The sequence below is a fragment of the Streptomyces sp. NPDC111520 genome, from assembly GCF_055635295.1.
Genome location: NZ_JBVKBW010000025.1, coordinates 25,165 through 51,204, shown reverse-complemented (window position 1 = coordinate 51,204; position 26,040 = coordinate 25,165). Strand labels below are relative to the sequence as shown.

Below are 26,040 nucleotides of genomic sequence, written 5' to 3'. Positions count from 1 at the left end.
GCACGTGCCGTCGCCCATGGGCCGGTCGGCCCATGGGCGGGCCCGGCGGGCCCCTGCCGGGGGCGTGCCGCGGGCGGGAGGCTGGGGGCGAACAGCCCACGCCCTTCGCCCCGTTCGCCAGGAGGAACGTCATGTCCCGTACGGTCACCGCCGGTCTCGACGGAACGCCCGAGAGCCGGGCCGCGGCGGACTGGGCCGCCCGCGAGGCGCTGCGCCGCGGACTGCCGCTGAGGCTCGTGCACGTCCACGAGTACCAGCCGTACGGCTCCGTCCACGCACCGCTGGCCGGGGCGGTGGCCGCGGTGGACCCCGACGCCCAGCGGCAGTGGGCCGAGTCGGTGCCGCGCGACGCCGCCGCGGAACTCGCCGCGCGCCATCCGGATCTGGAGATCACCGCCGGCCTGCTGAGCGGGCAGCCCGCGGCGGCCCTCGCGGCGGCCGCCGACGCGTCGGAACTGCTGGTGCTCGGCTCGCGCGGCCTCGGCGCGCTCGCGGGCTTCCTCGTCGGCTCGGTCGCCTCCGCGACCGTCGCCCGGACGGTGCGGCCCGTCGTGCTCGTACGGGCCGGCGAGACGGGTGAGGACGAGCACCGCCCGGACCTCGACGGGCTGGTGTCCGAGTACACCCCCTTCCGCGACGTGGTGCTCGGCATCGACCTGGCCCGGCCCCACGACGACCTGCTGGCCTTCGCCTTCGAGGCCGCCGTGGAGCGCGGGTCGGGCCTGCGCGCCGTCCACGGCTGGAACCTGCCGGCCTCCTACGGCTACAACCCCGCCGCGATCGCGCTCGACCTGGAGCGCGAGCTGACCGACGCCCAGGCGAAGGCGCTGACGCGGGTGCTGGCGCCGTGGCGGGCGAAGTACCCCGCCGTCGAGGTCGTGGAGCACTCGCTCGCCGGAGGGGCGGCACACCACCTGGTCGAGGCGGCGGCCGACGCCTCCCTGGTGGTCGTCGGCCGCCGTGTGCGGCACGCGGCCGCCGGACTGCACATCGGCCCGGTGACGCACGCGGTGCTGCACCACGCTAAGGCGCCCGTGGCGGTCGTCCCGCACGACTGACCGCCGGTACGCCCGTTCCGGCCGCGCCCCGTCCCATCCCGCCCCGTCCCGCCCCGTCCCGTTCAGCGGGCGGGGCGGCCGGCCGCGTCGATGAGCGCCGTCTCCCGCGCCGTCAGCCGCAGAGTGCCCGCGGCCAGGTTGTCGACCAGGTGCTCCGGATCCCCCGTCCCCGGGATGGCGAGCACGTGGTCGCCCTGCGCGAGCGTCCACGCGAGCCGCACCCGCGCGGGCGAGACGCCGTGGGCGGCCGCGACGGCGAGGACGGCCTCGCTCTCGCCGTCGCCGGCGGCGCCGGGCCCGCGTTCGCGGCCGCCGCCCGCGATGGCGAAGAAGGGCACGAAGGCGATGCCCTGGGCGCCGCACTCCCGCAGCAGGTCGTCGCTGTCGCGGGCGTCGACGCCGTAGCGGTTCTGGACGCACACCACGGGGGCGATGGCCCGCGCCTCGGCCAGGTGTTCCGGGCGGACGTTGGAGAGCCCGAGGTGGCGGACGAGCCCGGCGTCGCGCAGCTCGGCCAGGGCGCCGAAGTGCTCGGCGACGGAAGTGCCGCCCATGAAGCGGAGGTTGACCAGGTCGAGGTGGTCGCGGCCGAGCTGCCGCAGGTTCTCCTCGACCTGGCCGCGCAGCTGGTCGGGGCGCGCCGCGGTGGCCCACGCGCCGGAGGCGTCCCGTGCGGGGCCCACCTTGGTGGCGATGACCAGGTCCTGCGGGTACGGCGCCAGGGCCGAGTTGATGAGTTCGTTGGCCGACCGCAGCCGTGAGAAGTAGAAGGCGGCGGTGTCGATGTGGTCGACGCCGAGTTCGACGGCGCGGCGCAGCACGCCGATGGCGCGCTCCCGGTCGCTGGAGGTGCCGAGGTGGAAGGCCGCGTTGCCGGTGAGCCGCATCGCGCCGAAGCCGATCCGGTTCACCGTCATGTCGCCGAGGAGCCAGGTGCCGGCCGTGGCCGCGGAGATCCTGTCAGTGGTCATGGGTGGGTGCATCCTTTCGCCGTCCCGGAGTATCCACTCCCGTCCGGCGCCGCCGGACGACGGCCGGGTGCCCACGTCCGCTCTGGCCTCCGTGGTGCGGCACGGTGACCGCGCTTGCTGTTCCCCCTCAGGACTTGAACGATTCAGTAGGTGACGGGCAGGAACATACGCGGCCACCGCTGCCGCGACAAGACACCGGGTGCCGCAAGTGCCTTCACCCGCGCGTGGGGGCGCCCCGTGGGTTGTCCATCGCCCGCGAATGCAACCTTTTGTGACGGTGCGTCGGACGCGTGACGCCATGGGTGCCGGATCGGGGTACGGCTCTTGACGGTCTCCGCGAAGTCACCCTAGGTTGCCGCTGGCTCTAAAAACGATTCATTCGCACTCAGGCCAGTGGCCGGGCATCGGGCTGCCCGGCAACCGCGTTCCACGGCCGCGCCACCGCCGGGCCCACGCCGGCCGGTGGTACTCCTCCGTGCCCGGAAGGAGTTCCGAGAATGTCCGCACCCCACCCCTCCCAGCCGTCCCGCAGGAACGTGCTGACCGCCGGCGTCGCGACGGCCGCGACCTTTGCGGCCGCCGGCCAGGCCGTGCTGGCGGCCCCGGCCGCCGCCGCGCCGAGCGCCCCCGGGCCGGCGGACGCCGTCCACGGTGGTGCGTCCCCCGCCGTGCGTCCGAAGCTCGCCCCGCTGCCGCTGTCGGCCGTGCGGCTGCTCGACAGCCCCTTCCGCGACAACATGCGGCGCACCGGCGCCTACCTGCGCTTCGTCGACGCCGACCGGCTCCTGCACACCTTCCGCCGCACCGTGGGACTTCCCTCGTCCGCCGAGCCCTGCGGAGGCTGGGAGGCGCCCGACGTCCAACTGCGCGGCCACACCACCGGGCACCTGCTGTCCGCCCTCGCCCAGGCCCACGCCAACACCGCGGACGAGGCCTACGCCGACAAGGGCCGCGTCCTGGTCGCCGCGCTCGCCGAGTGCCAGGCGGCCTCTCCCGCCGCCGGGTTCCACGAGGGGTACCTGTCGGCCTTCCCCGAGGCGGTCTTCGACAGCCTGGAAGCGGGCGGCAAGCCCTGGGCGCCGTACTACACCCTGCACAAGATCATGGCCGGGCTGCTCGACCAGTACACCCTCAGCGGCAACCAGCAGGCCATGACCGTGCTCCTGGGGATGGCCGGCTGGGCGGAGGCGCGCACCGCGTCGCTGTCGTACGAGCGCATGCAGTCCGTGCTCAAGGTCGAGTTCGGCGGCATGAACGACGTCCTGACCCGTCTCCACCTCGTCAGCGGAGACCCCGCGCACCTGCGCACCGCCCGCCGCTTCGACCACGAGGAGCTCTACGCGCCGCTCGCCGCCGGACGCGACGAACTCGCGGGCCGGCACGCCAACACCGAGATCGCCAAGGTGGTCGGGGCGCCGTACTCCTACGAGGCCACCGGCGACCGCCGCTACCTCGACATCGCGCGCACCTTCTGGCGCACCGTCGTGGAGCACCACACGTACGCCATCGGCGGCAACTCCAACCTGGAGTTCTTCGGGCCCCCGGACGAGATCGTCAGCCGTCTGTCGGAGAACACCTGCGAGAACTGCAACAGCTACAACATGCTCAAGCTCGGCCGGCAGTTGTTCCTGCACGAGCCGACCCGCACCGCCTACCTGGACCACTACGAGTGGACCCTGTACAACCAGATGCTCGGCGAGCAGGACCCCGACTCCGAGCACGGCTTCGTCACGTACTACACCGGGCTGTGGGCCGGTTCGCACCGGCAGCCCAAGGGCGGCCTCGGCGCGGCGCCCGGCAGCTACAGCGGCGACTACGACAACTTCTCCTGCGACCACGGCACCGGCCTGGAGACCCACACCAAGTTCGCGGACACCATCTACTTCCAGTCCGGCGACGCGCTCTACGTCAACCTCTTCATCCCCTCCGAGGTGGACTGGCGGCGCCACGGGCCGAATGAAGGGGTGACGATCCGTCAGCACGCCGTCTCCGAGGACACCGTGCGGATCACCGTCACCGAGGGCGGCGGCCGCTTCGCGCTCAAGGTTCGGATACCGGGCTGGCTGGCGGACGGCCGGGCCCGGGCACGCGTCCGCGTGGCCGGACACCCGTACACCGGCCGTGTCGAGCCCGGCAGCCACCTCACCCTCCACCGCCACTGGCGGGCCGGGGACACCGTCGAACTCACCCTGCCCCGCGAACCCGTGTGGCGCCCCGCGCCCGACAACCCGCAGGTGCGCTCGGTGTCGTACGGCCCGCTCGTGCTCGCCGGCACCTACGGCTCGACGCAGTTGACGGCCGTCCCGGAGATCACCCCGCAGTCCCTGCGCCCCGTACGCGGCGGTGACGGCACCTTCACCGCCGAGACGGCCGGCGGCGCGGTCACCCTGAAGCCGTTCCACCGGGTCCACCACGAGAACTACACCGTCTACTGGGCCGTCGCCCCCCGTGCCGCCCGCGAGCGGGACGTCGCCCGCTATCCCCTCGACGAGGGCACCGGCACCACCGCCGCCGACACCACACGGACGTTCGCCCCCGCGACGCTCGCCGCGGGCGCCTCCTGGACCGCGGACGGACCGGGCGGACGGCCGGCCGTCGCGCTCGACGGCGCCGGAGGGCACGTCGCGCTGGCCCCGGCCCTGCCGTCGGCGCTGTCCGAACTGACCGTCAGCATGTGGGTGCGGGTGGACGTCCTGGCCAACTCCGCCCGCGTCTTCGACCTGGGCTACCACAAGGACACCTACCTCTTCCTCACCCCGCGCACCGGCGCCGGCCGCGCCCGCGCGGCCCTGAAGATCGCCGGCATGGAGGCCGAGGACGTCATCGACGCCACGGGCCCGCTGCCCGCCGGCCGCTGGACCCACGTCGCGCTCACCCTCGGCGACGGCACCGGCGTCCTCTACGTCGACGGCGCCGAGGCCGGCCGCAACCCCGCGATGGCCGCGAGCCCCCTCCTGCTCGGCACGACCACCCACAACTACCTCGGGCGCTCGCAGAACCCCACGCACCCCTACCTCACCGGTGCCGTCGCCGGCTTCAGGCTGCACAACCGCGCCCTGGCCGCAGCCGACGTCGCTGCCCTCGCGGCCGTCTGAGCCGCCCGGCGAAGGCACGACGGGCCGCCCGGCGACATCGCCGCGGCCCGCCCGGCCACGGCGCCACCGCCCGCCCGACTCCCCCCCGTCCTCGTCCCACGGAGTACCGCCATGCCTGAGTTCCCCCTGTCCAGACGCCGTTTCGTGGCCGCCGCGGGAGTCACCGGAGCCGCGCTGGCATCCGGCCTGCCCCTCCCCGCCCACGCCGCGCCGCAGCACCACGGCACTCCGGAGGCGGTCTGGTCGCCCGCCCGCTTCGCCGACCCCGCCAAGGACAGCCGCCCGACGGTCTACTGGTACTGGAACGGCCCCGTCACCCCCGAACTCGTCGACGCCCAGATGGCCGACCTGCGGGACAAGGGGATGTACGAGGTCGTCCTCTTCCCCTTCGACAACGCCGAGATGCAGCCGGTCTTCTTCACCGAGGAATGGTTCGCGATCGTCGGCCACGTCCTGCAGACCGCCGAGAAGACCGGGATGCGGGTGTGGATCTTCAACGACGACCACTTCCCCAGCGGCCGCGCCGGCGAGTACATCGTCAAGGGCGGCCAGGTCGGCTCGCGCACCTACAAGCCCCGCCCCGACCTGCGGCTGAAGGCCCTGTGGCGGTCCAGCACCGTCGTCTCCGGCCCCGCCACCGTCGACCTGCGCACCACCACCGGCGTCGGTGTGGACACCACCTCGCTGGTCGCCGACGCCGCGGTCCTGGGCGGCGCAGCCGTGCTGCGCGGGGGAACGGAGTGGCGCGACTACACCGTCACCGGCAGCGCCCGCGCCGACCAGGTGGCCGCGGGCCTCGTCGTACGGGCCGCCGCCGACGGCGGCGCGGGTTACGCCGTCGAGTTCGACCAGACCGGCGTCGTCACCGTCTCGCTCCTCGCGAAGGACCGGGACCCCGTCGAACTCGCCCGCTCCACCCGCACCGACGGCTTCAACAAGACCAAGTTCCACACCCTCGCCGTCACCGTCAGCGGCCCCACCCTGACCGTGACCCTCGACGGCAGGGCCAAGGGCACCGTCACCGACCCCGCCCACCCCGCCGGCGGCGTCGGCGTCCGTGCCGCCGGGACCCAGCGCGCCCTGTGGGCGAGCCTCGTCGTGACCGCCGCCGACGGCACCGTCCTCCACACCAGGACCGCCTTCGACGACCCCGCCGCCGCGGGCGACTTCCCCGCCCGGATCCCGCCCGCCGGCGCCGCGGCACCGGTCGCGGCCGCCGCCCGACCTGTCGGTGCCACATCGAGCGACCAGGTCATCGAGCTCACCGGGGAACTCGGCGACGGCCGCACCTGGCACGTCCCCGAGGGCGACTGGCTGATCGACGTCTTCGGCGGCACCCCGCTGGTCGACGACTCCCAGGGCTACAGCCGCAGTTACGTGGACCTCCTCGACGACGAGCCGGTGGAGCTGTTCCTCGACATCGTGCCCGGCGAGTACCACCGCAGGTTCGCCCGCTACTTCGGCAACGTCATCCCCGGCTTCTGGGACGACGAGCCGTTCTTCGCCTCCGCCGAGGCGCACTTCAAGCGCCTCCCGTGGTCGCCGACCCTGGCCGCGGCCCTGCGGAAGACCGGCGCCGAGCCCGGCACGGCCTACGCGACGGCCTTCGACGACCTCGGCCGCACCGGCCGTATCACCCGGGGCCGCTACTGGCAGGCCGTCTCGGACCGCTTCGCCGGCTACTTCCGCAAGCAGTCCCAGTGGTACGAGAAGCGCGGCGTCGCACTCATCACCAACCCGCTGTACGACGAGACCGCGCCGTCCAAGCGGATCGTCTCCACCGGCGACCTGCACAAGGTCCACCAGTGGGCGCAGGTGCCCGGCGGCGACATCATCACCGCCGAGTACGTGGCCGGACAGCCCACCATGATCCCCCGCAACCCGGTGAGCGTCGCCCACCAGATGGGCCGCGACCGGGCGCTGCTGGAGTGCTTCGGCAACATGGGCTGGCAGGTCGCCCCGGACTTCGTGCGCGCCCTGGTCGGCGCGAACGCCGCCCGCGGCGTCAACCTCACCGTGCTGCACGCGCTGTGGACCGACGAGCAGCGCGTCTTCTTCCCGCCGCCGTTCGGCCCGCGCGCGCCCTGGTGGTGGGCGATGGAGCCGATCGCCGACTGGATCGGCCGCGTCATGGAGGTCGCCCGCGGTACCTCCGGGGCCCGCACCGCACTGATCCAGCCGCAGCGCGCCGCCGAGCAGTGGCGCGGCACCACCCGCCAGGGCGAGGTCGACGGCGCCTTCACCGACGCCGCGTACGCCCTGGAGAGCGCCCAGGTCGACTTCGACCTCGTCCACGAGGGCGCCCTGTCCGGCGACCCCGAACTGCTCGCCCACGCCGGCGTCCACCAAGGACGCCTCGTCGTCGGCGAGGCCGGCTACGACCTCGCCGTCCTCCCCGTCACCCCGACGCTCGACGCCGCCGCCGTCACCCGCCTCGAAGCCTTCGCCCGGCAGGGCGGCACCGTCGTCGCCGTCGGCACCCTCCCCCAGGAGGACGCCGGCGGGCGCGACCGCACCCTGGAGCGGGCGCTGTCCGCGCTCTTCGGCGACGCCGTCCCGGGCAGCCGGCGCGTCGGCGCGGGAACCGCCGTACGCGTCGCCGGCACCGCCGGCCTCGGGGACGCCGCACGCGACGCCGGCGTCGCCGCGGCCGTCCTCGAACCGCCGGCTCCGGCCGTACGGGTGCTGCGCACCACCCGCGGCAAGGACGTCGCCTTCCTCCTCAACAACGAGAGCGCGGCGCCCGTCGAGACCGTCGCCGTTCTGCCCGCCGACGGCGTGCCCGAACTCTGGGACCCCGTCACCGGCACCGTACGACCCGCGCCCGTCCACCGGGAGCAGAAGCACGGCGGCGTCCGGCTGCCGCTGCGCCTCGCCCCCTACGAGACCCTCGCCGTCGTCGTCCGCGCCGGCGCGAAGCCCCGGCCGCACCTCACCGACAGCACCCTGCCCGCCGCCTCCCTCGGCTCCGTCACGGCCGCGGGGCAGACCCTGCGCGTCGCCGCCTTCCTCGACGCGCCCGGCGACCACGTGCTCACCGGCACCGACGGCGGCCGCGCCTACCGGGGCACGGTGAGCGTCACCGACCCGCTCACCCCCGTCCAGGTGGGCGGCGACTGGACGCTCACCCTGCAGCGCCCCGGAGCCGGCCCCGTCACGGGCCCGCTCGGCAGCTGGACGACGGTGGAACCGCTGTTCTCCGGCAGCGCCGTCTACACCACCGACCTCGACCTCGACGCCGGCACCCTCGACGGCCGGGGCTTCCGCCTCGACCTCGGCCAGGTCAGGGAGGTCGCCTCGGTCACCGTCAACGGCACCGAACTGCCCCCGTTGCTGTGGACCCCGTACACCGCCGACGTGACGGACCTGCTGCGTCCGGGCCGCAACACCCTGGCGGTGCGGGTGTCCAACACCCTGTCGAACGAGCGCAACAAGCCGCTGCCGTCCGGGCTCCTCGGCCCGGTCACCCTGCGGCCGTACCGCCGGGTCACCGCCACCCTGCACCGGATCTGACGTGCCGGCGCCGGCAGAGCCCGACCCGCAGCAACCGCCCACCGCACCACCGTCAAGGAGCACCCGCATGCCCCGACCTCCGCGCAGAGCCGTCCGGCGCGGCCCGGCCCTCGCCGTCGCCACCGGACTCACCGCGCTCGTCACGATCCTGCCCACCGCCGTCACCGCGGAGGCCGGCGCCCCCGCGTCGCTGACCGCGACCACCCTGCGCACCCAGAAGCTCACCCAGGCCCTCGGCATCGACGACACCACCCCCGAACTGAGCTGGGCCCTGACCGGCCGCTCCCGGGGGCTCGTCCAGACCGCCTACCGGGTCCAGGCGGCCACCTCGCTCACCAGGCTCCGCCAGGGACGCCCCGACCTGTGGGACTCCGGGAAGGTCGGCTCCGCCGTCCCGCAGACCGTCTACGCGGGCAAGGAGCTCGGCTCCCGCACCCGGGTCTACTGGCGCGTGATGCTCTGGTCCGCCACGGGCTCGCACGGCACGGGACCTCACGGCAAGGACCCGCACGGCCCGGACCACGCCGCCGACTGGAGCGCGCCCGCGTCCTTCGAGACCGGTCTCACCAGGAGCGACGACTGGCAGGCCGACTGGATCACCAACGCCGACTGGCAGCTGGGCAAGCGCGAGGTCACCCCCGTGGTCGTCAAGCTGCCCCGCACCACCGCCCGTTACGTCCGTCTCGACGTCACCCGCCTCGGGCTGCCCCTGCAGGAGGACTTCCCGAGCCGGACCTGGCGCCTGCAGCTCGGCGAGATCGACGTCCGCGACGCGGCCTCGGCCACGACCGGCCTCGCCAAGGGCGCCGCCGTCACCGCCTCCGAGTCCAACACCCTCCGCAAGACCTGGGAACCGGCCCTCGCCGTGGACGGCCTGCCCAACAGCGGCCTCCAGACCGCCGCCGGCTACTCCAGCGCCGCGCACACCGGGCCGGACGTCTCCCAGCAGCCCATCACGCTCACCCTCGACCTCAAGTCCGCCAAGACCTTCGACGAGGTCGCGCTCTACCCCCGCGCCGACGTCCTCACCGACGACGGCCGCGTCCCCGGCTTCCCCACCGACTACACCCTCGCCACCGCGGACACCCCCACCGGGCCCTTCACCCAGGCCGCCGCCGTCACCGGTCAGCAGCCGCCGAAGCCCTGGCTGCCGTCCGGGCTGCCGCTGTTCACCAAGGACTTCGCCCTGCCGGAGCACGTGCGCAGCGCCCGCCTGTACGTCTCGGGCCTCGGCATCCACGACGCCACCATCAACGGCAGGCAGGTCGGCGACGCCGTCCTCGAACCCGCCAACACCACCTTCACCCAGCGCGTCCAGTACGCCACCTACGACGTCACCGACCTGCTGCGCACCGGCGGCAACACCGTCGGCGTCTCCCTCGGCAACGGCATCTCCAACGTCGTCAGCACAGCGGACCGCTACCGCAAGCTCTACGGCAACATCAGCGACCCCAAGCTGATCGCGCAGCTGGAGGTCACCCTCGCCGACGGCACCGTCCGCCGCATCAGCAGCGGCGACGACTGGCGCACCACGCTCGGCCCCACCACCTCCTCCAACTGGTACGGCGGCGAGGACTACGACGCCCGCCGCGCGATCCCGCACTGGGACGAGCCCCGCGGCAGCCGCGCCGGCTGGGATCCGGCCGTCACCGTCGCCGGCCCAGGCACCGCCGACGCGCCCGCCCGGCTCAGCGCCCGCGAGACCGAACCGATCCGGGTCATCGAGACGCTCACCGCCAAGGAGGTGCCCGGCGCCGAGGGCAGCCGCGTCTTCGACGTGGGCAGGAACATCGCCGGCTGGCCCGAGATCACGGTGAAGGCCCCCGCCGGCACCACCGTCCGCATCGTGCCCGCCGAGAGCCTGAAGGACGGCCACGCCTTCCAGTCCATCAGCAACGTCGGCGGCCCGCTGTGGGACAGCTACACCACCGCGGGCCCGGGCGCCGAGACCTGGCACCCCGAGTACGGCTACCACGGCTTCCGCTACCTGGAACTCAAGGGCCTGCCCGCCGGGGCCACGGTCACCGTCCGCGGCAAGGTCCTGCACACCGACAACACCTCGGCCGGCGACTTCACCAGCTCCAACGACCTGGTCAACGGCATCCACTCCATCATCCGCCGCTCGATCGAGGGCAACATGATGAGCGTCCTCACCGACTGCCCGAGCCGCGAGAAGCTCGGCTGGCTGGAGCAGGACCAGCTCGTCTTCCCCACGCTCGCCGCGAACTACGACATGGAGTCCCAGCTCCGCAAGATCGTCCGCGACATGGCCGACGGCCAGACCCCCGAGGGCCTGATCACCTCCACCACCCCCGAGTACACGGCCCTGCCCGGCGGTTACCGCAACGACTCCAACTGGGGCGGCGCCTTCGTCCTGGTGCCGTGGCAGCTCTACACCACCTACGGCGACGAGCAGACCCTCGCCACCTACTACCCGCAGATGCGGAAGTACGTCACCTTCCTGGAGGAGAAGGTCTCCGGCGGCATCCTCGACTACGGGCTCGGCGACTGGTTCACCCCGGACACCACCTTCCCCCGCGCGGTGGCCGGTACCTACGGCTACTGGCGCGTCGTCGACGCCATGAGCCGCATCGCCGCGCTCCTCGGCGACCAGGACGCCGCAGCGGAGTACCGGGCCAAGGCCGACGCCACCGCCAAGGCCCTCGCGGACAAGTACTACGACCCCGCGACCGGCACCTTCGGCGGCGGCGGGCACGGAGCTGAGGCGCTCGCCCTCGACATGGGCGCCGTCCCCGCGGACCAGCGCGAGCGGCTGCTCGGCCACTTCGTCGCAAGCGTCGAGGCGGCGGACTTCCACCTCAACCTGGGCGAGATCTCGCTGCCCGCCGCGTTCCGGGTGCTGTCGGAGTCCGGGCACGACGACGTCGTCGGCCGCATCGCCACCCAGACCACCAGCCCCAGCTACGGCTACCAGGTGCTGCACGGCAACACCACGCTCGGCGAGAGCTGGGACGGCGGCCCCGGCCAGTCGCAGAACCACTTCATGCTGGGCGCCATCGACGCCTGGTTCACCGCCCGCCTCGCGGGCATCCAGCAGGCGCCCGGCTCCGTCGGCTACCGCCAACTCCTCGTGGACCCGGCCCTCGTGGCCGGCCTCACCTCCGCCTCCGGCTCGTACCGCACGCCCTACGGCACGGTCAGCACCGCGTGGCGCCTGGACGGGGACGCGTACCGGCTGCGGCTCACCGTGCCCGCGGGCACCACGGCCGAGGTGCACGTGCCGGTGACGTCCGGTCACGTCGCCGCGCCCAGGGACGCCCGCCTCGTCCGTTCCGGTGAGGGGGAGCGGGTCTACGAAGTCGGCTCCGGCGACTGGACGTTCACCTCGACCTACCGCGCCGGCGCCTGACCCCGGCCGGTACGGCACGCCCCGGACGGCCGCTCCTCCCCATGCGGCCGGCCGGGGCGGGGTCCGGCCCGGTCGGCCCGGCCTATGCCCGGGTGGGCCGGGGCAGCAGCGACGCCGGGAGGAGGCCGAGGGCGGCGAGCGCGGCGAGGAGGAACAGCGTGGTGCCCGTCGTGGCGCCCGGCACCCCGGCGGAGCCCGACGTCCCGGCCGCGACCGCGATGCCGAGGGCCGGCCCGACGTTCATCGCCGTCTGCTTCAGGCCCCCGACGACCCCGGCGTACCCGGGCGGCGCGTCGCCGACGACAGAGGCGGTGGCGGTCACCATGACGGTGGCGAAGCCCGCGCCGAGCACGGCGAACGCAGCGGCCATCGCGGCCCACGCACCGTCCGCCCCCGACCGCGCGAGCGACGCGATGCCCAGGACGACCAGGAGCGTGCCGCACACCGCGGTGCGCCGCGGGCCGTACCGGCGCAGCGCGGCAGCGGCGACGGGCGCCCCGAGCACCATGAGCGCCGTCAGCGGAAGCACCCGCAGGCCCGCGGCCAGCGGGTCGAGGCGCAGTACGTCCTGCAGCTGGAACGTGGCCCGGAACAGGGTGCCGAACAGGCCCGCGGTGGTCACCAGCAGGATGCCGACGGACGCAATGACGGGCACCGAACGGGCCACCGCGCGCGGCACGTTGGGGTGCTCCGCACGCCGTTCGTACGCGACGAGCAGTGCGAGGGCGCCTGCCGCGGCAAGGAGTTCGAGCAGCGTTCGGCCGCCCGTCCACCCCCGCGCGGGGATGCCCGACAGCGCGTGGACGAGGGCCGCGAGCGCCGTCGCGAGCAGGGCCGCACCGGCCACGCCGACCCGCCCTCCGCCGTCGGGCCGCCGCGGCGCCGGCACGCGGACGGCGAGCGTGAGCGCGGCGATCGCGAGCGCCACGGGGACGTTGACCCAGAACACGGCGCGCCACCCCAGGTGGGTCAGCACGAGCCCGCCGAGCACCGGGCCGGCCCCGGCGGCCACCGCCAGCGCGATCGTGCGGACGGCGATCGACCTGTCCAGCCGGTCCGGCGGGTACGCCAGCCTCAGCAGCGCCAGCGTCGCCGGCTGCAGGAGCGCGCCGCACACACCCTGGGCCACACGCAGCGCGATCACCCAGCCGACGCTCCCCGCGACGGCGATCCCTGCCGACGCCGCCCCGAAGCCGAGCGCCCCCGCGCAGAGCAGACGCCGGTGCCCGTAGCGGTCCCCGAGCCGTCCGGCGAGCACGAGCAGCGCCGCCACTGCCACCAGGTAGCCCGTGCTGGTCCACTGGACCTCGGCGACGCTCGCACCGAGATCCCGCTGCAGGCTGGGCTGCGCCACCAGCAGCACACCGCCGTCCAGGGCGACCATCGCGGCGCCCGCCACGCTCGCCGCCAGCGCGAGCCGCTGCCGTGCGGGGGAGATCACGCGGGCACCCGCCCGAGGTGGGAGTCGAGGACGGCCGTGAGGAGTTGCTCGTGGCGCAGCGACTCCTCGCCCGGGTCGTCGGCGCCCAGAACGACCTGGAGGCTGCCCCAGGTCCACAGCTGGACGAGGCCGTGCAGGTTCGACCAGAGGGCCGCCGCCGTCACGGCGGCGGGCGGCGAGGCGGCCGCCGCGGCGGCGTCCTGCTCGGCCCGGCACCGGGTGACGAGCTCGACGAGGGCCCCGAAGAGCGGCAGCGACGTCTCGCGCAGCCGCGGACCGCCGTCCGCCTGCGGCACACCGTCGAGCAGGTCGTGGCGGAACATCAGCTCGAACATGCCGCGGTGGTCCAGCGCGTACCCGACGTACGCCCGGGCGGCGGCCTCCAGCCGGGCGCGCGGCGTGGCCGCCCCGGCGGTCGCGGTCGCGAACCGTGCGTGCAGGTCCTCGAAGCCGCGCCGGGCGATGGCGGACAACAGGGAGTCGTGCGTGGGGAAGTGGCGCCTCGGCGCGCCGTGCGACACCCCCGCCCGCCGCGCGATCTCGCGCAGCCCCACCGACGCGGTGCCCCCGGCCATCACGAGGTCCACCCCGGCATCGACAAGTCGCTCCCGCAGGGAGCCGCCATCGGTCATGGGGGAGTGTCTACCAGCCGTCCGTAGACACTGTCTACGGCGCGGCGTTCTCGTTCGTGACCGGCGGACACCCGGCTAACGGGGGTTGCGCTTCCGTGTCCAGTCCCGTTCCCCGAGGCGCCGGATGCGCCAGCTCGGCAGCGGGTGACGGGCCTCCGTGTGGAGGAAGGTCATCATGTCGATCAGCATGCGGCGAACGTCCGCAAGGGGGACGACCAGGTCTTCCCACTGTTTGTAGTGGGCGTGCAGGCGAACCTGATCCTCGGAGACGCGCTCCAGCCGGCAGCTTTCCACCCCCAGCCGGAGTTCCTCGCCGGCTTCGATCCTGAGCCACTGCAGGAGGACGGAGGGCACCGCCCAGTCCGGCCCGCATTGGGAGACGATCTCCTCCGCCGCCCAGACAAGTTCCCGAGGCGCGCCGTCGGGAGCGCTGATGACGGTGGTGCCGAAGGCACCGGCGACACGATGGAACGTCCCGTCCTCGCCCCGGTCGGTGGCCGGTATCTCTTCCAGACCGAAGACCCAACGGTCCCTCGGGACATCCTGGCGCTCGCTCGTCTCGCTCATACGCACGAGGATTCCAGGCCGCACACGTGACCGGCCCACCTGCCCCGTCCCCCGGGCGGCCGATCCGCTCGTGATCAGAGCTCGTAGTCCTGGGCCAGCTCCTCCCAGTGAACGCCGCGGAGCGCGGGACCGGCATTCTCACCTGACGGGACATCCGGGAGGGACTGGAACCAGATCACGGTGAGAGCGGAGCGGTGCAGCACCGGGTCGAGTTCAGGCGCCACCGCCGTCGAGCCGAAGGTCCCCGTGCACGCCACCGGAGGCAGTACCTCAACGGGGCCGAAGGCGCCGGCCGTCTGGTCCGGGTACTCGCGGGAGGGCGGGACGAGATGGACCGGCGTCGTAGGAAAAGTGCGTTCGGCCATCCGCTGCAAACCACTGACCCGCATGTCGTTGATGCGCTTGCACGGGTAGCCCTCCAGCAACCCGTGGTAGGTCGACACCATCCGCAACTCGGTGAGCTCGATCGACCGACCCGAGAAGAGGACTATGCGGCTCAGTGACATGTCGACACCCTATGCGGCGCCTGATCCACTTCCGATGCCGGCACCGCCGTACCGTGCCCGCCGGATCACGTCCTGGTCCATGCGCGACGCGACTGGCCGGTGAGCGGCGAGGCCGAGCCCCCGGGGCCGTGCTTCGTTCCCCACTCCGGCGACTCGCCGTCGGAACACCACGTCAGGTCGTGGACCGACCGTTGACGCGGTGCTCCTCGGAGGGCAGCGAATCCCATTCCGTGTACGCGCCGTCGCGCGTCACCATGAACAACTGACGTGACCGGAGGACCGCCCCGACCCGTTGTGCGCGCAGGACGACCCCGGGGACATCCGGTAGCGCGCAGCCCTCCGGCGTGTACCGCAAGCCCGTGTCCCTTGCCTCGGCGTACGCGATCGCGTCGCTCGTCAGCTCCGCCAGATCCCTCCCGACCAGCGGGATTCCCTCGTACGCGACCTGGGGGCCGTTCACGGCGTCGGAAGCGACGCAGAACAGCCCCACGGCTTGGCTCACATAGGCTGTGACGGCCGGCTGAGGAGCACCCACGCCGGGACGGTGGACCTCGACCTTCCACGTCGGCGCGAAGACGGGGTGGTCCCGTGTGCACTCGCCGACCCTCGTCCGGCCGAAATCCTCAGCTGCCGCGACCACTTCGTCGACGCTCATGCCGAACCGGAGCGGTCCGACGCCGACAGCCGGCGTGTAGGACCACTCGTCCCGTTCGGCGACTCCGGAATCGACTTCGCTTTTGATCACCACGATCGCCCCTCCAGAGACATCCCGCGCTCGCGAAGCGATGCGCCGAGTTTCCGCCGTGCGTGGACGTCCGTGCGGGCGAGCTCGGCGAGTTGCGGGAGCCGTCCCGCACGGAGCAGCAGATCCATGGGCCACAGATGGGAGTTGTGCCTGTACGGGTCGGGGGAGCAGCACTCGGCGTGGGCCCCGACCAACGCGAGGGCCGCATCCCGATCCCGGCGCTCTTCAGCTGCCTTGGCCTGCTCGAACCAATCCACCGGACGAGTGTCGCGTGACGCCGTGTCGCTCATTCCCCGCTCCGGTGAGCGGTCACGGAGACGGTCAGGTACGTCTCGCCCGGAGCGGGCGGGCGCGTCCACGACCGGGTACGGAAGGTGTGCAGACGTCCCCGGGTCAGCGCGAAGCGCGGCAGCCGGTGCCCAAGCCGGCGCTCGGCCTCCGCCATGCGCTCCGGGCTCGCGGGGGCGAAGCCCAGCCGGCGTTCGCGCAGGGCCCGCGCCTCGTCCTCGGAGGGAGACGCGTCGGGATCCTGGGCATCGGCCCACTCCACGCTCCAGCGCGCGAGGAAGGACCGCCAGTCGAAGTCGGTGTCCGTCACCCGTCGATCGTGACATCCGGCACCGACAAAGCCCCCGGTTCGGCGGCCGCAGCGGACTGGGCCCTCCGGGTCGAACGGGACCGCGTCCGCCCCTACGTGCCGCGGCCTCGCAGAGAAGACCTCCCGGTGCCCGGCCCCGGGCAGGTGGCCGCGTGGTCGCTCACTGGCCTACCTCCGTCCCTTCCGGCGCGGCGGAGAACTCCGCGCGGACGGCGTCGGTGTGCTCGCCCAGGGCCGGCACCGCCCCCATCAGGGCCTCGCGACCGCGTACCGTCACCGGTGGGAGCAGTCCGCGCAGCGGGCCGGACGGCGTGGCGAACTCCCGCCAGCGGTCGCGGGCCTCCAGTTGGGGGTGGGCCGCGAACTCCGGGACCGACCGGAGCCTTGCGTTGGCGATCCCGGCGCCGTCCAGCCGCTCCAGGAGTTCGTCCGCCGGGAAGGCGGCGAAGTGCTCCTCGAGGATCGCGGTCAACTCGTCGTCGTGGGCGTGGCGCAGCGGATTGTCCGCGAACCGCGCATCGCGGACGAGTTCGGGCCGCTCCAGCACCTTCTCGCACAGCGCGACCCAGTCCCGGTCGCTCTGCACGCAGACGAAGACCTCCGCGCCGTCGCCCGCCCGGTAGTGGCCGTACGGCGAGATCGACGGGTGCCGGGCACCGCTGCGGCCCAGCGGCGCGCTCCCGTACAGGCCGTGGAAGAGCGGCTGCCCCAGCCACTCGCCGAGTGCGTCGAGCATCGCCACGTCGAAGGCGCTGCCCTCGCCGGTGCGTTCGCGTTCGTACAGGGCGGTCAGGACGCCGGTGTACGCGTACATCCCGGCGGCGACGTCGGCGATGGAGACGCCCGCCCGCGCGGGGCTGTCCGGCGTACCCGTCAGCGACACCAGCCCCGACTCGCACTGCACCAGCAGGTCGAACGCCTTCTTCGCCGCGTAGGGTCCGTGGTCGCCGTAGCCGGAGACACCGCACCAGATCAGCCGTGGATGCCGTGCGCGCAGTGCCTCCGCGCCCAGGCCCAGGCGGCCCGCGGCGCCGGGGGCGAGGTTCTGCACGAAGACGTCGGCCCCGGCCAGGATCCGGTCCAGCAGCGCCCGGTCGGCGTCCTGCTTGAGGTCCAGGACCACGCTCTCCTTGCCGCGGTTGCACCAGACGAAGTACGCCGACTGCCCCCGGGCCGCCCTGTCGTAGTCCCGTGCGAAGTCGCCGCCCGGCCGTTCCACCTTGATCACCCGGGCGCCCAGGTCCGCGAGTTGGCGGGTCGCGAACGGAGCGGCGACGGCCTGCTCCAGGGAGACGACGGTGACACCGTCCAGTGGCTGCCGCACTGCCCGGTGCTGAGACTGCTGCCGTGACTGCTGCAAGGTCGCGCTCCTGGTCTGCGTGCGGTCGGGAACGGTCAGAGGTCCACGGTCGTGCCCAGTCCCTCCGCGCGGGCCACGGCGTGGACGACGTGGGCGGCGGCCACGTCCAGCGCCGCGTGCCCGGTGGACTTGAAGAGGGTCAGCCCGTCCCCCTCGCCGCGCCCGGGGTGGTCGCCCGCGAGCACCGAGCCGAGCAGGACGACGTCCCGGCCGGGGGAGAGGCCCTGCAGTTCGTGGGCCCCGGCCGGGGGTGGGGAGCCCGCGGCGCCCTGCCACTCGGCGAACAGGGCGGCGTCCCGTACGGTGTCCGCGTCGATCTCGGGCCCGTGGGATCCGCCGACCGAGCTCACGTGCGTGCCCGGTGCCAGCCACGAGCGGCGTACGACCGGACGCGTCGCCCCGGTGCAGCAGAAGACGACGTCGGCCCCGCGCACCGCCTCCTCGACGTCCTCCGCCGCACGCGCCCCCGGATGGCGGGCCGCGGCCTCGCGCACGGCCCGCGGATCGCGGCCGGCGACGACGACCTCCGCGCCGGGGTGGAGTTCCGCCAGCAGGCCGATCTGGGCGCGCGCCTGGGCCCCGGTGCCCACCACGGTGTGGCGCACCGCCCCGGGGCGGGCCAGCACGCGCGCGCCGAGCGTCGCCGCGGCGGCGGTGCGCACCGCCGTCAGCGACTCGGCGTCCATCAGGGCCAGGGGACGTCCGTCGTGCTCGTCGAAGAACGCGACCACGCCCCGGTGCGCACCGCGCCCGGGCCGCGCCGGGTCGCCGAACACCGACACGAGCTTCGCCGCCAGGCCCAGCCCCGGCACATGGCCCGGCATCGCGCCCAGCAGCCCCGCCGGGGTGCGCGCGGCGATCCGTGGCGGAGCCGACACCTCGCCGCGGCTGATCGCGACGAGGGCCCCGGCCACGGCGTCGACGACACGGCGCGTGTCGAGCGCGGCCCGGGTCTGCGCGCGGTCCAGGACGAGGACACCCCTCACGCCGTGCCTCCCTGAGGGCCGGTCAGCACCCGCAGGAGTTCGTCGGCGGCGTCGCGCAGCGCGCGCTCCAGGGCGGGCAGCCGGGCCCCGTCGAACTCCGCGTCCGGCCCGACGACGGTCAGCGCGCAGACGGGGGCGCCGGGGCCGGGTGCCACCGCGCGGCTGACCGAGGCGATCAGCCTCTCGTTGCGCCCGCGCTCCACGGCGACCCCGGTCCGCTCCGTCCGGGCGATGTCCGCCAGCAGCCCCGCCTCCCCGTCCAGCGCATGCCCGTCGGCCTCGGCGGGACGCAGGTAGGGTGCGCGGGCCGCCGGTTCGAGCGCCGCGACCAGCGCCAGCGGCCCGGCGAAACGGTGCACGGGCAGCGCCTCGCCCAGCAAGTGGCTGATCACCGCCAGCCGTTCCGGCCGGACGACGTCGACCACCCGGGACCGGTCGGCCTCCAGGACCTGAAGGTTGACCATCATCCCCGTGGCGTCGGACAGTTCCCGCAGCACCGGCTTGGCCAGGGCGGTCAGCGAGTTCCCCGCCGCGGCCGCCGACATCCGCAGCACGGCGGTACCGGGCAGGTAGCGGTCGCCCGCCCGCAGCACCCAGCCCCTGCGCACCAGGTCCAGCAGGATCCGGTACGCCGTCGCCCGGTGCAGGCCGACCTCGACCGCCAGGTCCGTCAGTCGGACGGGACGCGGCGCGCGGGTGACGGCCTCGACCAGGTCGAGCGCCTTGTCCACCGCGGTGCGCGGGGCCTCGGACATCGCGGGCACTCCTCCTCGTCCTGCGGCGGCTGGAGTACAGTACCGACCGTTTCGGCAGACGATACAGATGTCACGCAGGCTGCAACAGTCGAGGTGAGCATGGCCGACCGGTCCCAGGGCGCCCCCACTCCCCACGCGGCGCCCGCCGCGGGCACGACCGCGGTCTACCGCGGCGCGACCCTCTTCGACGGCACCGGCAGCCCGCCCCGGCCCGCGACCACGATCGTCACCGACGGCGAGACGATCCGCGCGGTCGCGCCCGACACGGGCCTCGCCTCCCGGCTCCCCGCCGACGCCGAGGTGTTCGACCTCGGCGGACGATTCGTCGTCCCCGGCCTGATCGACACCCACCAGCACCTGGCCACCCCGCCCGACCGCTCCGCGGCCGAGTCGGCACTGCGCCGCCACGTGTACAGCGGCATCACCGCCGTCCGGGACATGGCCGACGACCTGCGGCAGATCGGCGACCTCGCCCGCGCCACCCTCGTCGGCGAGATCCCCGGCCCCGACATCCGCTACGCCGCCCTGATGGCCGGCCCCGGCTTCTTCGACGACCCGCGCACCCATCAGGTCTCCCAGGGCGCCGTGCCCGGCGACGTGCCCTGGATGCAGGCCGTCACCGCCGCGACCGACCTGCCCCTGGCCGTCGCCCTGGCGCGCGGCACGTACGCCGCCGCCATCAAGGTCTACGCGGACCTGGACGCGGACCTGGTCGCGGCCGTCACCGCCGAGGCCCACCGCCAGGGCATCCCCGTCTGGGCCCACGCCACCGTGTTCCCCGCGACCCCGGGCCAGGTCGTCGCAGCCGGCGTCGACACCGTCTCCCACGCCACCCTGCTCGCCTTCGAGGGCAGCCGGGACGGGCTCACCAGTTACAGGACCAAACCCGCCGTGGACCACGCCCGGTTCGCCGCCGGGGACGACCCGCACCTGGAGCGGCTCTTCGCCCTCATGCGCGCGCGGGGCACCGTCCTGGACGCCACCGCCGCCATGTGGGAGAGCGACGAACTCGCCGGCGAGGGCCCCGAGGACGCCGCCCGCGCCCGCGCCAACAGCGAACTCGCCGCCGCCGTCACCGCCCAGGCCCACCGGGCCGGCGTCGCCGTCTCCACCGGCACCGACCACGAGACCGCCCCCGGCGCCCCCTTCCCCGCCCTCCACGACGAACTCGCCTTCCTCGTCCGGCGCTGCGGCATCCCCACCGCCGACGTCCTCCGCTCGGCCACGCTCATCGGCGCCCGCGCCGCCGGCACCGAGGCCACCATGGGCACCGTCGAACCCGGCAAGCTGGCCAACTTCGTCGTCCTGGACGAGGATCCGCTGCGCGACATCGCCCACCTGCGCAGCGTCACCCTGACCGTCAAGCGCGGACACCGCTTCCCCCGCGCAGAGTTCGAGGACGGTCGGTGAATCCGGCCCGGGAATCGGGCTCGCCGGACGGGTCCGGAGGAGTGCGACACGTGCGACTGACCGTCGATGCCGTGTACGGCGGGGTGGATCTCGCGGCGCCGGCGCGGGAGTTGGCGGCCCTGGCGGACGCGGTGGCCGCGGGCGACGGCTTCATCGGGGCATTGGCGCCGGCGGGCGGCGAGTACCTGGCCGGGGTCGACGTGCGGACGGCGGCCGGTCCGGGGGTGCGGATCGGGGTCGATGCCGCGCGGCGCGTCCTCGTGATCAGCGGTGACCCCGGTGCGAGGGCCATCCTCGCGGACGAACTGCACGCGATGGCCGACGCGACGGACGGCGGTCACCTCCACGTCGACCACTTCCCCGACCACCCCTACCTGGTTGAGGGATCGCTGTCCCTGGTGGTGAACAGCCCCCACGGCGGCATGCCGGCCAGGTGACCGGGCCCGGGCCGGCATCCGCGTCGCCGCGCCTGAGCGGACGGACCGCCGGGCCGCCCCCGGGGATCAACCGCCGTACAGGAGCGTGCCGGGCTCGCGCACCATGAACACGTCGACCGGGTCCTCGGCGTCGACGGTGAACCCGTGCCGCTCGTACAGCCTGCGCGCCGAGCTGCCGCGCAGCACGTTCAGCCGGACGGGGACGCCGTCGCGGTCGCACCGCTCCAGCAGCGTCCGCAGTACGGCCGTGCCGATGCCGCCGCCCTGCAGGTGCGGGGCCAGGTAGAAGTGCTCCAGCCAGTGCGCGTCGTCGGCGGGCCGCAGGGCGACGCAGCCGGCGAAGGCGCCGCCCACGTCGACGACCCAGGTGTGCTCCGGTACGAAGGCGTCGCGCAGGCGCTGCCGCACGCGCCGCTCGTCGTAACGCCCGAGCCGTTCCAGGTCGGGTCGCAGCACCACGGCGCGCAGTTCCGCGACCGCCTCGACGTCCGTCGCCGCAGCCGGCCGCATGTCCCAGTCCACCGTGATCACGAGGCCAGTGTGCCGTGCGCGTGCCCTGCGCCGTGCACGGGGCCCCGCCCCGCTCCGACGACGGCGCTTCAGGTGACGATGGCGTCCACGCAGCCGCCGTCGACGCGCAGCGCGCCGCCGGTCGTGGCCGAGGCGAGGTCGGAGCTGAGGTACACCACCATGTTGGCGATCTCCGCCGGTTCGATGAGCCGTTGCAGCAGCGACTGCGGGCGGTGCTCGCGCATGAAGAGGCGCTGTGCCTCCTCCCAGGGCAACTCGTCGCCGACCAGCCCCCGGACGAACTCCTCCACCCCGGCGGTGCGGGTCGGGCCCACCAGGACCGAGTTGACCGTGACGCCCGATCCCGCGGCCTTCTTCGCGAAGCCGCGGCCGAGGGCGAGCATGGCCGTCTTCGTCATGCCGTACTGGACCATCTCGACGGGGATGGCCACGCCGGACTCGCTGGAGACGTACTGGATGCGGCCCCAGTCCCGTTCCAGCATCCGCGGCATGTACATCCGGGTGAGGCGGACGGCGGACAGGACGTTCACCTCGAAGTACCGGCGCCATTCGGCGTCGTCGATCTCGAGGGCGTCCCTGGCGCCGTAGACGCCGAGGTTGTTGACGAGGACGTCGACGTCCGGCACCGCCTCGCGGGCCCGTTCGGCGCCCTCCTCGGTGGCCACGTCGGCTCCGACGGCGACGAAATCGCCGTCCGGCACCTCGTCCCGCAGCTCCTTGAGCGCCCGCTCCACCCGCCCCGGGTCGCGACCGTTCACGCCGACGCGGGCACCCGCCCGCGCGAGCCCGGCGGCGATGGCCGCTCCGATGCCCTGCGTCGACGCCGTCACCAAGGCGGTCCGTCCGGTGAGGTCGATGCGCATGTCCGCTCCCTGGGGCGAGCCGGTCGACGATCACGGCAGCACGCGCGTGCTCCTCCCAGTCTCCGTCCGGCGCCGTCCCGCCGCGCGGCGAACGACGGGGACGCCGCTCCGCGCCGGCGGTGCCCCGGGGACCCCGTGCGCTGCGGCAGGACGCGTACCGCGGCGACGGCGCCGGCCGCCGCCCTCAACGCGGCGCGGGAGGCCGCGCAGTCGGGGCGCCGGGCGGACGCGCCCACGCCTGCGTCCGCCGCGACGGACCAGGGATCGCCGAACGCGCCGCCCACGCGGGCCGGTTCGCCGGTACGCGTCCCCCGGATCAGCCCTCGGTGTCCTTGTGCAGGCTCGCGAAGACCGCACGGGCCCCGGTGCCGTCCTGCTGCTGCCAGCCTGCTTCGACGTGACCCAGCACGTCGCCCGCTGCGCTGTCGGCCGCGCCGGGCCGCAGGGCACGCGTCAGACGGAGGACCAGGCGGCCGGCCGGGCCCGCGTCGACGGTGACATCGGTGGTGGCCCCGGGGCCGTCGGCGACGGATGCAGCGCCGGAGACGGCGGCGTCCGCCGGTCCCGCGTAGTGGCGGGCGACGGTCGGGTCGGGCGTGTCGCTGACGCTCTGGGCCTGGGCCTCGGCCTCACCGCGCACCAGGGCGGTCAACTGGGCCACCACGACCCGGTCGTGCGCGCCGTCGTAGATCCAGCGCCTGCCCAGCACCCCGTGCTCCGTGGTCCCGATGAGCGCGCTCTCCGCCCCGGCGAGCGGCGCGCCGCGGTAGGCCATGGGCACGTGGTAGGCGGCGCCGTCCTGGTCGGTGACCACCATGAACTCCACGCCGACCTCGCCCAGGGGGTCGTCCAGGCGGAAGCCGCCCGCCCTCACGAGCTCCGGTCGCCGCCCGGCGCCCGCGTACCAGGGCTGCCGGGGGAGCCAGTCGGTGAGCAGTTCCAGCTTGGTGGGCGTCAGAGTCGTGCGGTGGATGAGCGACATGGCCGGTGGATCCTCCCCTGAGTCCGTACGTGCGGCGGGGACATCGTCCCATCCGGGTCCGACACGCGGACGTCCGGCCGGCCGGGTGACGATCGGCGCCCCCGGGGCCATACGTCGGTAAGGTGACCGTATGGCGAAACAGAAGGTCACCATCACGCTCGACGAGGACACCGTCGCGGCGGTCGACAAGCTGGCCGGCGGCCCCGGCGGCAACCGTTCCGCGTTCATCGAGGCGGCCGTCACCGAACGGCTCCAGCGCACCGAACGCGCCCTGCGCGCCGTCGACTGGCTCGCCGCCCGGGCCCGTCAGGACCACCCCGGCGAGTGGGAGGCAGCGCTCGAGGCCGTGGCCTCGGCCGACACGCGGCGCGGCTTCGAGACCGCGCCTCCGGCCGACCCGGGTCAGGCGGCGTGAGCGGCGGGTACATCCTCGACCACACCGCCGTCCGCGCCCTGGCCCTGGGGCGGCCGTACATGGTGGCCCGGGTCATCCGCTCGGCGCAGACCGCGGTGCCGCTGATCGTCCCGGCGGTCCCCTTCGCGCAGGGCCTGACCGAGTCGGTCCTGGGCGAGGTGTACGAACGCCTCCAGGACGCCCTGGCGGCGCCGTGCTTCGTCTTCCGGGCGCTCGGCGAGGCCACCTGCTGGTCCGTGGCCCAGATCGCCCACGAGCGCGCCACGGACATCGCCACCGCCCATGCCGCGCACCTCGCGCTCTCCACCGGCCTGCCGGTCCTCACCCAGCAGCCCGACGCCTACAAGCGCGTGGACGCCCGGATCGACACCGAGCAGATCCTCTGATCCGGCTGCCGGTCCTCGTCACCGCTCGACGAGCGCGGCCGCGGCCTCCACCGGTGCGGGCAGGCTCCGGCGGTCGCGCAGGGCGGCGGGCAGGCGGGTGAGCACGCCGGCCAGCGCGTCTCGCGCCACGGGGTCGTCCGCCGCGTCCGCCGCCAGGGTGCACGTGCGCCGCAGCGCCAGGGTGAGGGGACGGCGCAGCCAGGCGGTGAGCACCTCGTTGCGGCGCTGGACGGTGCGCCGACCCGGACGCGGGCCGGGGGACGGCTGGTGCACCGACAGGACCTCGGGGCAGTAGCAGCACGAGCAGCCGCAAGCCGCCAGGTCATAGGCGAGGAGCACTTCCTCGCCGCCGATGAACAGCAGTGGGTGGTAGCCGCCCGCGTCGAGGTAGGCGGCCCGGCGGGCGACGGCGGCGCATGCAAGGAAGCCCATGACCTGGGGGCCCGGAAGATCCGGGGCGCGCCCGAGCGGGGACCCGGCCAGCACGTCGTCGAGCGGATCGGGGGCACCGCGTTGTCCGACGCGTGTCCGTGCGGCCGGCAGGCCCATCCGGGGATGGCGGTCGAGGAGGTCGCGGGCGGTGTACAGGGCGCCGGGCTCCCACCACGAGTCGTCGTCGCTGAAGGCGACGTAGGGCGTGAGGGCCCGCCGCACGCCCAGTGTGCGGCCGCAGGCGCCGAGGTTGGCCCCGGCCCGCACCACCCGGACCTGGGGGAAGCCCTGTGTCACCGCGTCGGCGCTGCCGTCCTCCGAAGCGTTGTCGACGACGATCACCGGTGGCCGTCCGGGGAGCGACGTCAGCCGGCCGAGCGTCTCCAGGAGTTCCGTCCGCCGGTTGTGCGTGATCGTGACGACAGTGCTGAGACAGTCCGCGCCCATGTGGATTCCCTCCGCGCTCCTGGGACGTCACCGCCGGTTCCCGTGCACGGTGCCCGACCGGCGGGACGCGCACGTTCACGGCACACCTTCTCGGGTACCCGACAGGCGCCGGCGATTCCCCGGCGGGCCGGATTCCCAGGAGGAGCGATGCGGGACGCGTTGCATGACGACGACCGGCAGCGGATCCGGTGCGAACTGACGGCCGTGCTGCAGGAGGCGCGTGACGCCCTGGCCCGGACCGAGCGCGCGCGGGCCGACCTCGCCGCCGACTGCCTCCTCGACGCCGCCGACGCCGCGGAGAGGGCGGCGGCGGGCGAGCGGCTGGACGCCGAAGCCGCGCTGTGCGCGGACCGGATCCGGCGCGTCTCAGAGGCACTGCACCGCGTGACCGAAGGGACCTGCGACCCCTGCGTGAACTGCGGCGAGCCGATCAGCCGGGAGCGCCTCCTGGCCCTGCCGACGACAACGTTGTGCGTCGACTGTTCGGCGGCACGGGCGGTCTGAGGAAGGCAGTGCCGGCCCTCCGGTACGGCTCGCGGA

The 26,040-nt window shown here is 74.3% G+C and carries 23 protein-coding genes; 9 read left to right on the top strand and 14 right to left on the bottom strand.

All coding sequences use genetic code 11. The annotated features are described in order from the left end of the window. The first annotated feature begins 131 nt into the window (after positions 1 to 131). Positions 132 to 1,058 (top strand): universal stress protein, encoded by a 927-nt coding sequence (locus ACZ7MY_RS37820; protein WP_499609459.1) that lies wholly within the window; start codon positions 132 to 134, stop codon positions 1,056 to 1,058. A 62-nt stretch (positions 1,059 to 1,120) separates the two neighbouring features. Here the strand turns inward: ACZ7MY_RS37820 and ACZ7MY_RS37815 are convergent, their stop codons facing one another. Continuing rightward, positions 1,121 to 2,029 (bottom strand): oxidoreductase, encoded by a 909-nt coding sequence (locus tag ACZ7MY_RS37815; protein ID WP_499609457.1) that lies wholly within the window; start codon positions 2,027 to 2,029, stop codon positions 1,121 to 1,123. A 497-nt stretch (positions 2,030 to 2,526) separates the two neighbouring features. Here ACZ7MY_RS37815 and ACZ7MY_RS37810 point away from each other — a divergent pair, with 497 nt between their 5' ends. The 3 genes from ACZ7MY_RS37810 to ACZ7MY_RS37800 all read left to right on the top strand — a co-directional run bounded on the left by ACZ7MY_RS37810 (position 2,527) and on the right by ACZ7MY_RS37800 (position 12,007). Beyond that, positions 2,527 to 5,124, top strand: coding sequence for a glycoside hydrolase family 127 protein (locus ACZ7MY_RS37810; protein WP_499609454.1), 2,598 nt, complete (start codon positions 2,527 to 2,529; stop codon positions 5,122 to 5,124). A gap of 111 nt (positions 5,125 to 5,235) precedes the next feature. Next, the gene (locus tag ACZ7MY_RS37805) at positions 5,236 to 8,637 is read left to right on the top strand and encodes a glycosylhydrolase-like jelly roll fold domain-containing protein (RefSeq protein ID WP_499609451.1); all 3,402 of its coding nucleotides are present in this window, start codon (positions 5,236 to 5,238) and stop codon (positions 8,635 to 8,637) included. 67 nt (positions 8,638 to 8,704) lie between these two features. Beyond that, positions 8,705 to 12,007: a family 78 glycoside hydrolase catalytic domain gene (locus ACZ7MY_RS37800; protein ID WP_499609448.1), complete on the top strand. Its 3,303-nt coding sequence runs from the start codon at positions 8,705 to 8,707 to the stop codon at positions 12,005 to 12,007. An 82-nt stretch (positions 12,008 to 12,089) separates the two neighbouring features. Here ACZ7MY_RS37800 and ACZ7MY_RS37795 read toward each other — a convergent pair whose 3' ends face one another. The 9 genes from ACZ7MY_RS37795 to ACZ7MY_RS37755 all read right to left on the bottom strand — a co-directional run bounded on the left by ACZ7MY_RS37795 (position 12,090) and on the right by ACZ7MY_RS37755 (position 19,597). After that, positions 12,090 to 13,448: an MFS transporter gene (locus ACZ7MY_RS37795; RefSeq protein ID WP_499609445.1), complete on the bottom strand. Its 1,359-nt coding sequence runs from the start codon at positions 13,446 to 13,448 to the stop codon at positions 12,090 to 12,092. Next, a complete protein-coding gene (locus ACZ7MY_RS37790; RefSeq protein WP_499609442.1) occupies positions 13,445 to 14,080 on the bottom strand; it encodes a TetR/AcrR family transcriptional regulator in 636 nt (211 codons plus the stop codon). The genes ACZ7MY_RS37795 and ACZ7MY_RS37790 overlap by 4 nt, the downstream gene beginning before the upstream one ends. A gap of 75 nt (positions 14,081 to 14,155) precedes the next feature. Further along, positions 14,156 to 14,647, bottom strand: coding sequence for a hypothetical protein (locus tag ACZ7MY_RS37785; RefSeq protein ID WP_499609440.1), 492 nt, complete (start codon positions 14,645 to 14,647; stop codon positions 14,156 to 14,158). A gap of 74 nt (positions 14,648 to 14,721) precedes the next feature. Beyond that, positions 14,722 to 15,153: a hypothetical protein gene (locus ACZ7MY_RS37780; RefSeq protein WP_499609437.1), complete on the bottom strand. Its 432-nt coding sequence runs from the start codon at positions 15,151 to 15,153 to the stop codon at positions 14,722 to 14,724. A gap of 172 nt (positions 15,154 to 15,325) precedes the next feature. Further along, positions 15,326 to 15,901 carry a hypothetical protein gene (locus ACZ7MY_RS37775; RefSeq protein WP_499609435.1) on the bottom strand — a complete coding sequence of 192 codons (576 nt, stop codon included), beginning with the start codon at positions 15,899 to 15,901 and terminating at the stop codon, positions 15,326 to 15,328. 283 nt (positions 15,902 to 16,184) lie between these two features. Beyond that, a complete protein-coding gene (locus ACZ7MY_RS37770; RefSeq protein WP_499609576.1) occupies positions 16,185 to 16,496 on the bottom strand; it encodes a hypothetical protein in 312 nt (103 codons plus the stop codon). Positions 16,497 to 16,656: 160 nt separating this feature from the next. Continuing rightward, positions 16,657 to 17,820 (bottom strand): CaiB/BaiF CoA transferase family protein, encoded by a 1,164-nt coding sequence (locus tag ACZ7MY_RS37765; protein WP_499609433.1) that lies wholly within the window; start codon positions 17,818 to 17,820, stop codon positions 16,657 to 16,659. A gap of 71 nt (positions 17,821 to 17,891) precedes the next feature. Continuing rightward, positions 17,892 to 18,842 carry an ornithine cyclodeaminase family protein gene (locus tag ACZ7MY_RS37760; RefSeq protein WP_499609431.1) on the bottom strand — a complete coding sequence of 317 codons (951 nt, stop codon included), beginning with the start codon at positions 18,840 to 18,842 and terminating at the stop codon, positions 17,892 to 17,894. Further along, positions 18,839 to 19,597 (bottom strand): IclR family transcriptional regulator, encoded by a 759-nt coding sequence (locus ACZ7MY_RS37755; RefSeq protein ID WP_499609429.1) that lies wholly within the window; start codon positions 19,595 to 19,597, stop codon positions 18,839 to 18,841. Before ACZ7MY_RS37755 ends, ACZ7MY_RS37760 begins: the two co-directional genes overlap by 4 nt. Positions 19,598 to 19,696: 99 nt before the next feature. Here ACZ7MY_RS37755 and ACZ7MY_RS37750 point away from each other — a divergent pair, with 99 nt between their 5' ends. Both ACZ7MY_RS37750 and ACZ7MY_RS37745 read left to right on the top strand, forming a co-directional pair. Then, positions 19,697 to 21,007: an amidohydrolase family protein gene (locus ACZ7MY_RS37750; RefSeq protein WP_499609426.1), complete on the top strand. Its 1,311-nt coding sequence runs from the start codon at positions 19,697 to 19,699 to the stop codon at positions 21,005 to 21,007. A gap of 50 nt (positions 21,008 to 21,057) precedes the next feature. Then, the gene (locus tag ACZ7MY_RS37745) at positions 21,058 to 21,444 is read left to right on the top strand and encodes an Imm32 family immunity protein (protein ID WP_499609424.1); all 387 of its coding nucleotides are present in this window, start codon (positions 21,058 to 21,060) and stop codon (positions 21,442 to 21,444) included. Positions 21,445 to 21,510: 66 nt separating this feature from the next. Here ACZ7MY_RS37745 and ACZ7MY_RS37740 read toward each other — a convergent pair whose 3' ends face one another. The 3 genes from ACZ7MY_RS37740 to ACZ7MY_RS37730 all read right to left on the bottom strand — a co-directional run bounded on the left by ACZ7MY_RS37740 (position 21,511) and on the right by ACZ7MY_RS37730 (position 23,820). Next, positions 21,511 to 21,954 (bottom strand): GNAT family N-acetyltransferase, encoded by a 444-nt coding sequence (locus ACZ7MY_RS37740; RefSeq protein ID WP_499609570.1) that lies wholly within the window; start codon positions 21,952 to 21,954, stop codon positions 21,511 to 21,513. Between the two features lie 89 nt (positions 21,955 to 22,043). After that, positions 22,044 to 22,838, bottom strand: a complete 795-nt coding sequence (locus ACZ7MY_RS37735) for an SDR family NAD(P)-dependent oxidoreductase (RefSeq protein WP_499609421.1) — start codon at positions 22,836 to 22,838, stop codon at positions 22,044 to 22,046. A gap of 316 nt (positions 22,839 to 23,154) precedes the next feature. Next, on the bottom strand, positions 23,155 to 23,820 hold the full coding sequence (locus ACZ7MY_RS37730; RefSeq protein WP_499609419.1) for a maltokinase N-terminal cap-like domain-containing protein: 666 nt from the start codon (positions 23,818 to 23,820) through the stop codon (positions 23,155 to 23,157). Positions 23,821 to 23,950: 130 nt separating this feature from the next. Here ACZ7MY_RS37730 and ACZ7MY_RS37725 point away from each other — a divergent pair, with 130 nt between their 5' ends. Beyond that, the gene (locus ACZ7MY_RS37725; RefSeq protein WP_499609416.1) at positions 23,951 to 24,235 is read left to right on the top strand and encodes a ribbon-helix-helix domain-containing protein; all 285 of its coding nucleotides are present in this window, start codon (positions 23,951 to 23,953) and stop codon (positions 24,233 to 24,235) included. Beyond that, positions 24,232 to 24,621, top strand: a complete 390-nt coding sequence (locus ACZ7MY_RS37720) for a hypothetical protein (protein WP_499609414.1) — start codon at positions 24,232 to 24,234, stop codon at positions 24,619 to 24,621. Before ACZ7MY_RS37725 ends, ACZ7MY_RS37720 begins: the two co-directional genes overlap by 4 nt. Positions 24,622 to 24,639: 18 nt before the next feature. Here the strand turns inward: ACZ7MY_RS37720 and ACZ7MY_RS37715 are convergent, their stop codons facing one another. Beyond that, a complete protein-coding gene (locus ACZ7MY_RS37715; RefSeq protein ID WP_499609412.1) occupies positions 24,640 to 25,500 on the bottom strand; it encodes a glycosyltransferase family 2 protein in 861 nt (286 codons plus the stop codon). A 147-nt stretch (positions 25,501 to 25,647) separates the two neighbouring features. Between ACZ7MY_RS37715 and ACZ7MY_RS37710 the strand changes: the two genes are divergently transcribed. After that, positions 25,648 to 26,004: a TraR/DksA C4-type zinc finger protein gene (locus ACZ7MY_RS37710; protein ID WP_499609409.1), complete on the top strand. Its 357-nt coding sequence runs from the start codon at positions 25,648 to 25,650 to the stop codon at positions 26,002 to 26,004. Positions 26,005 to 26,040: the final 36 nt, after the last annotated feature.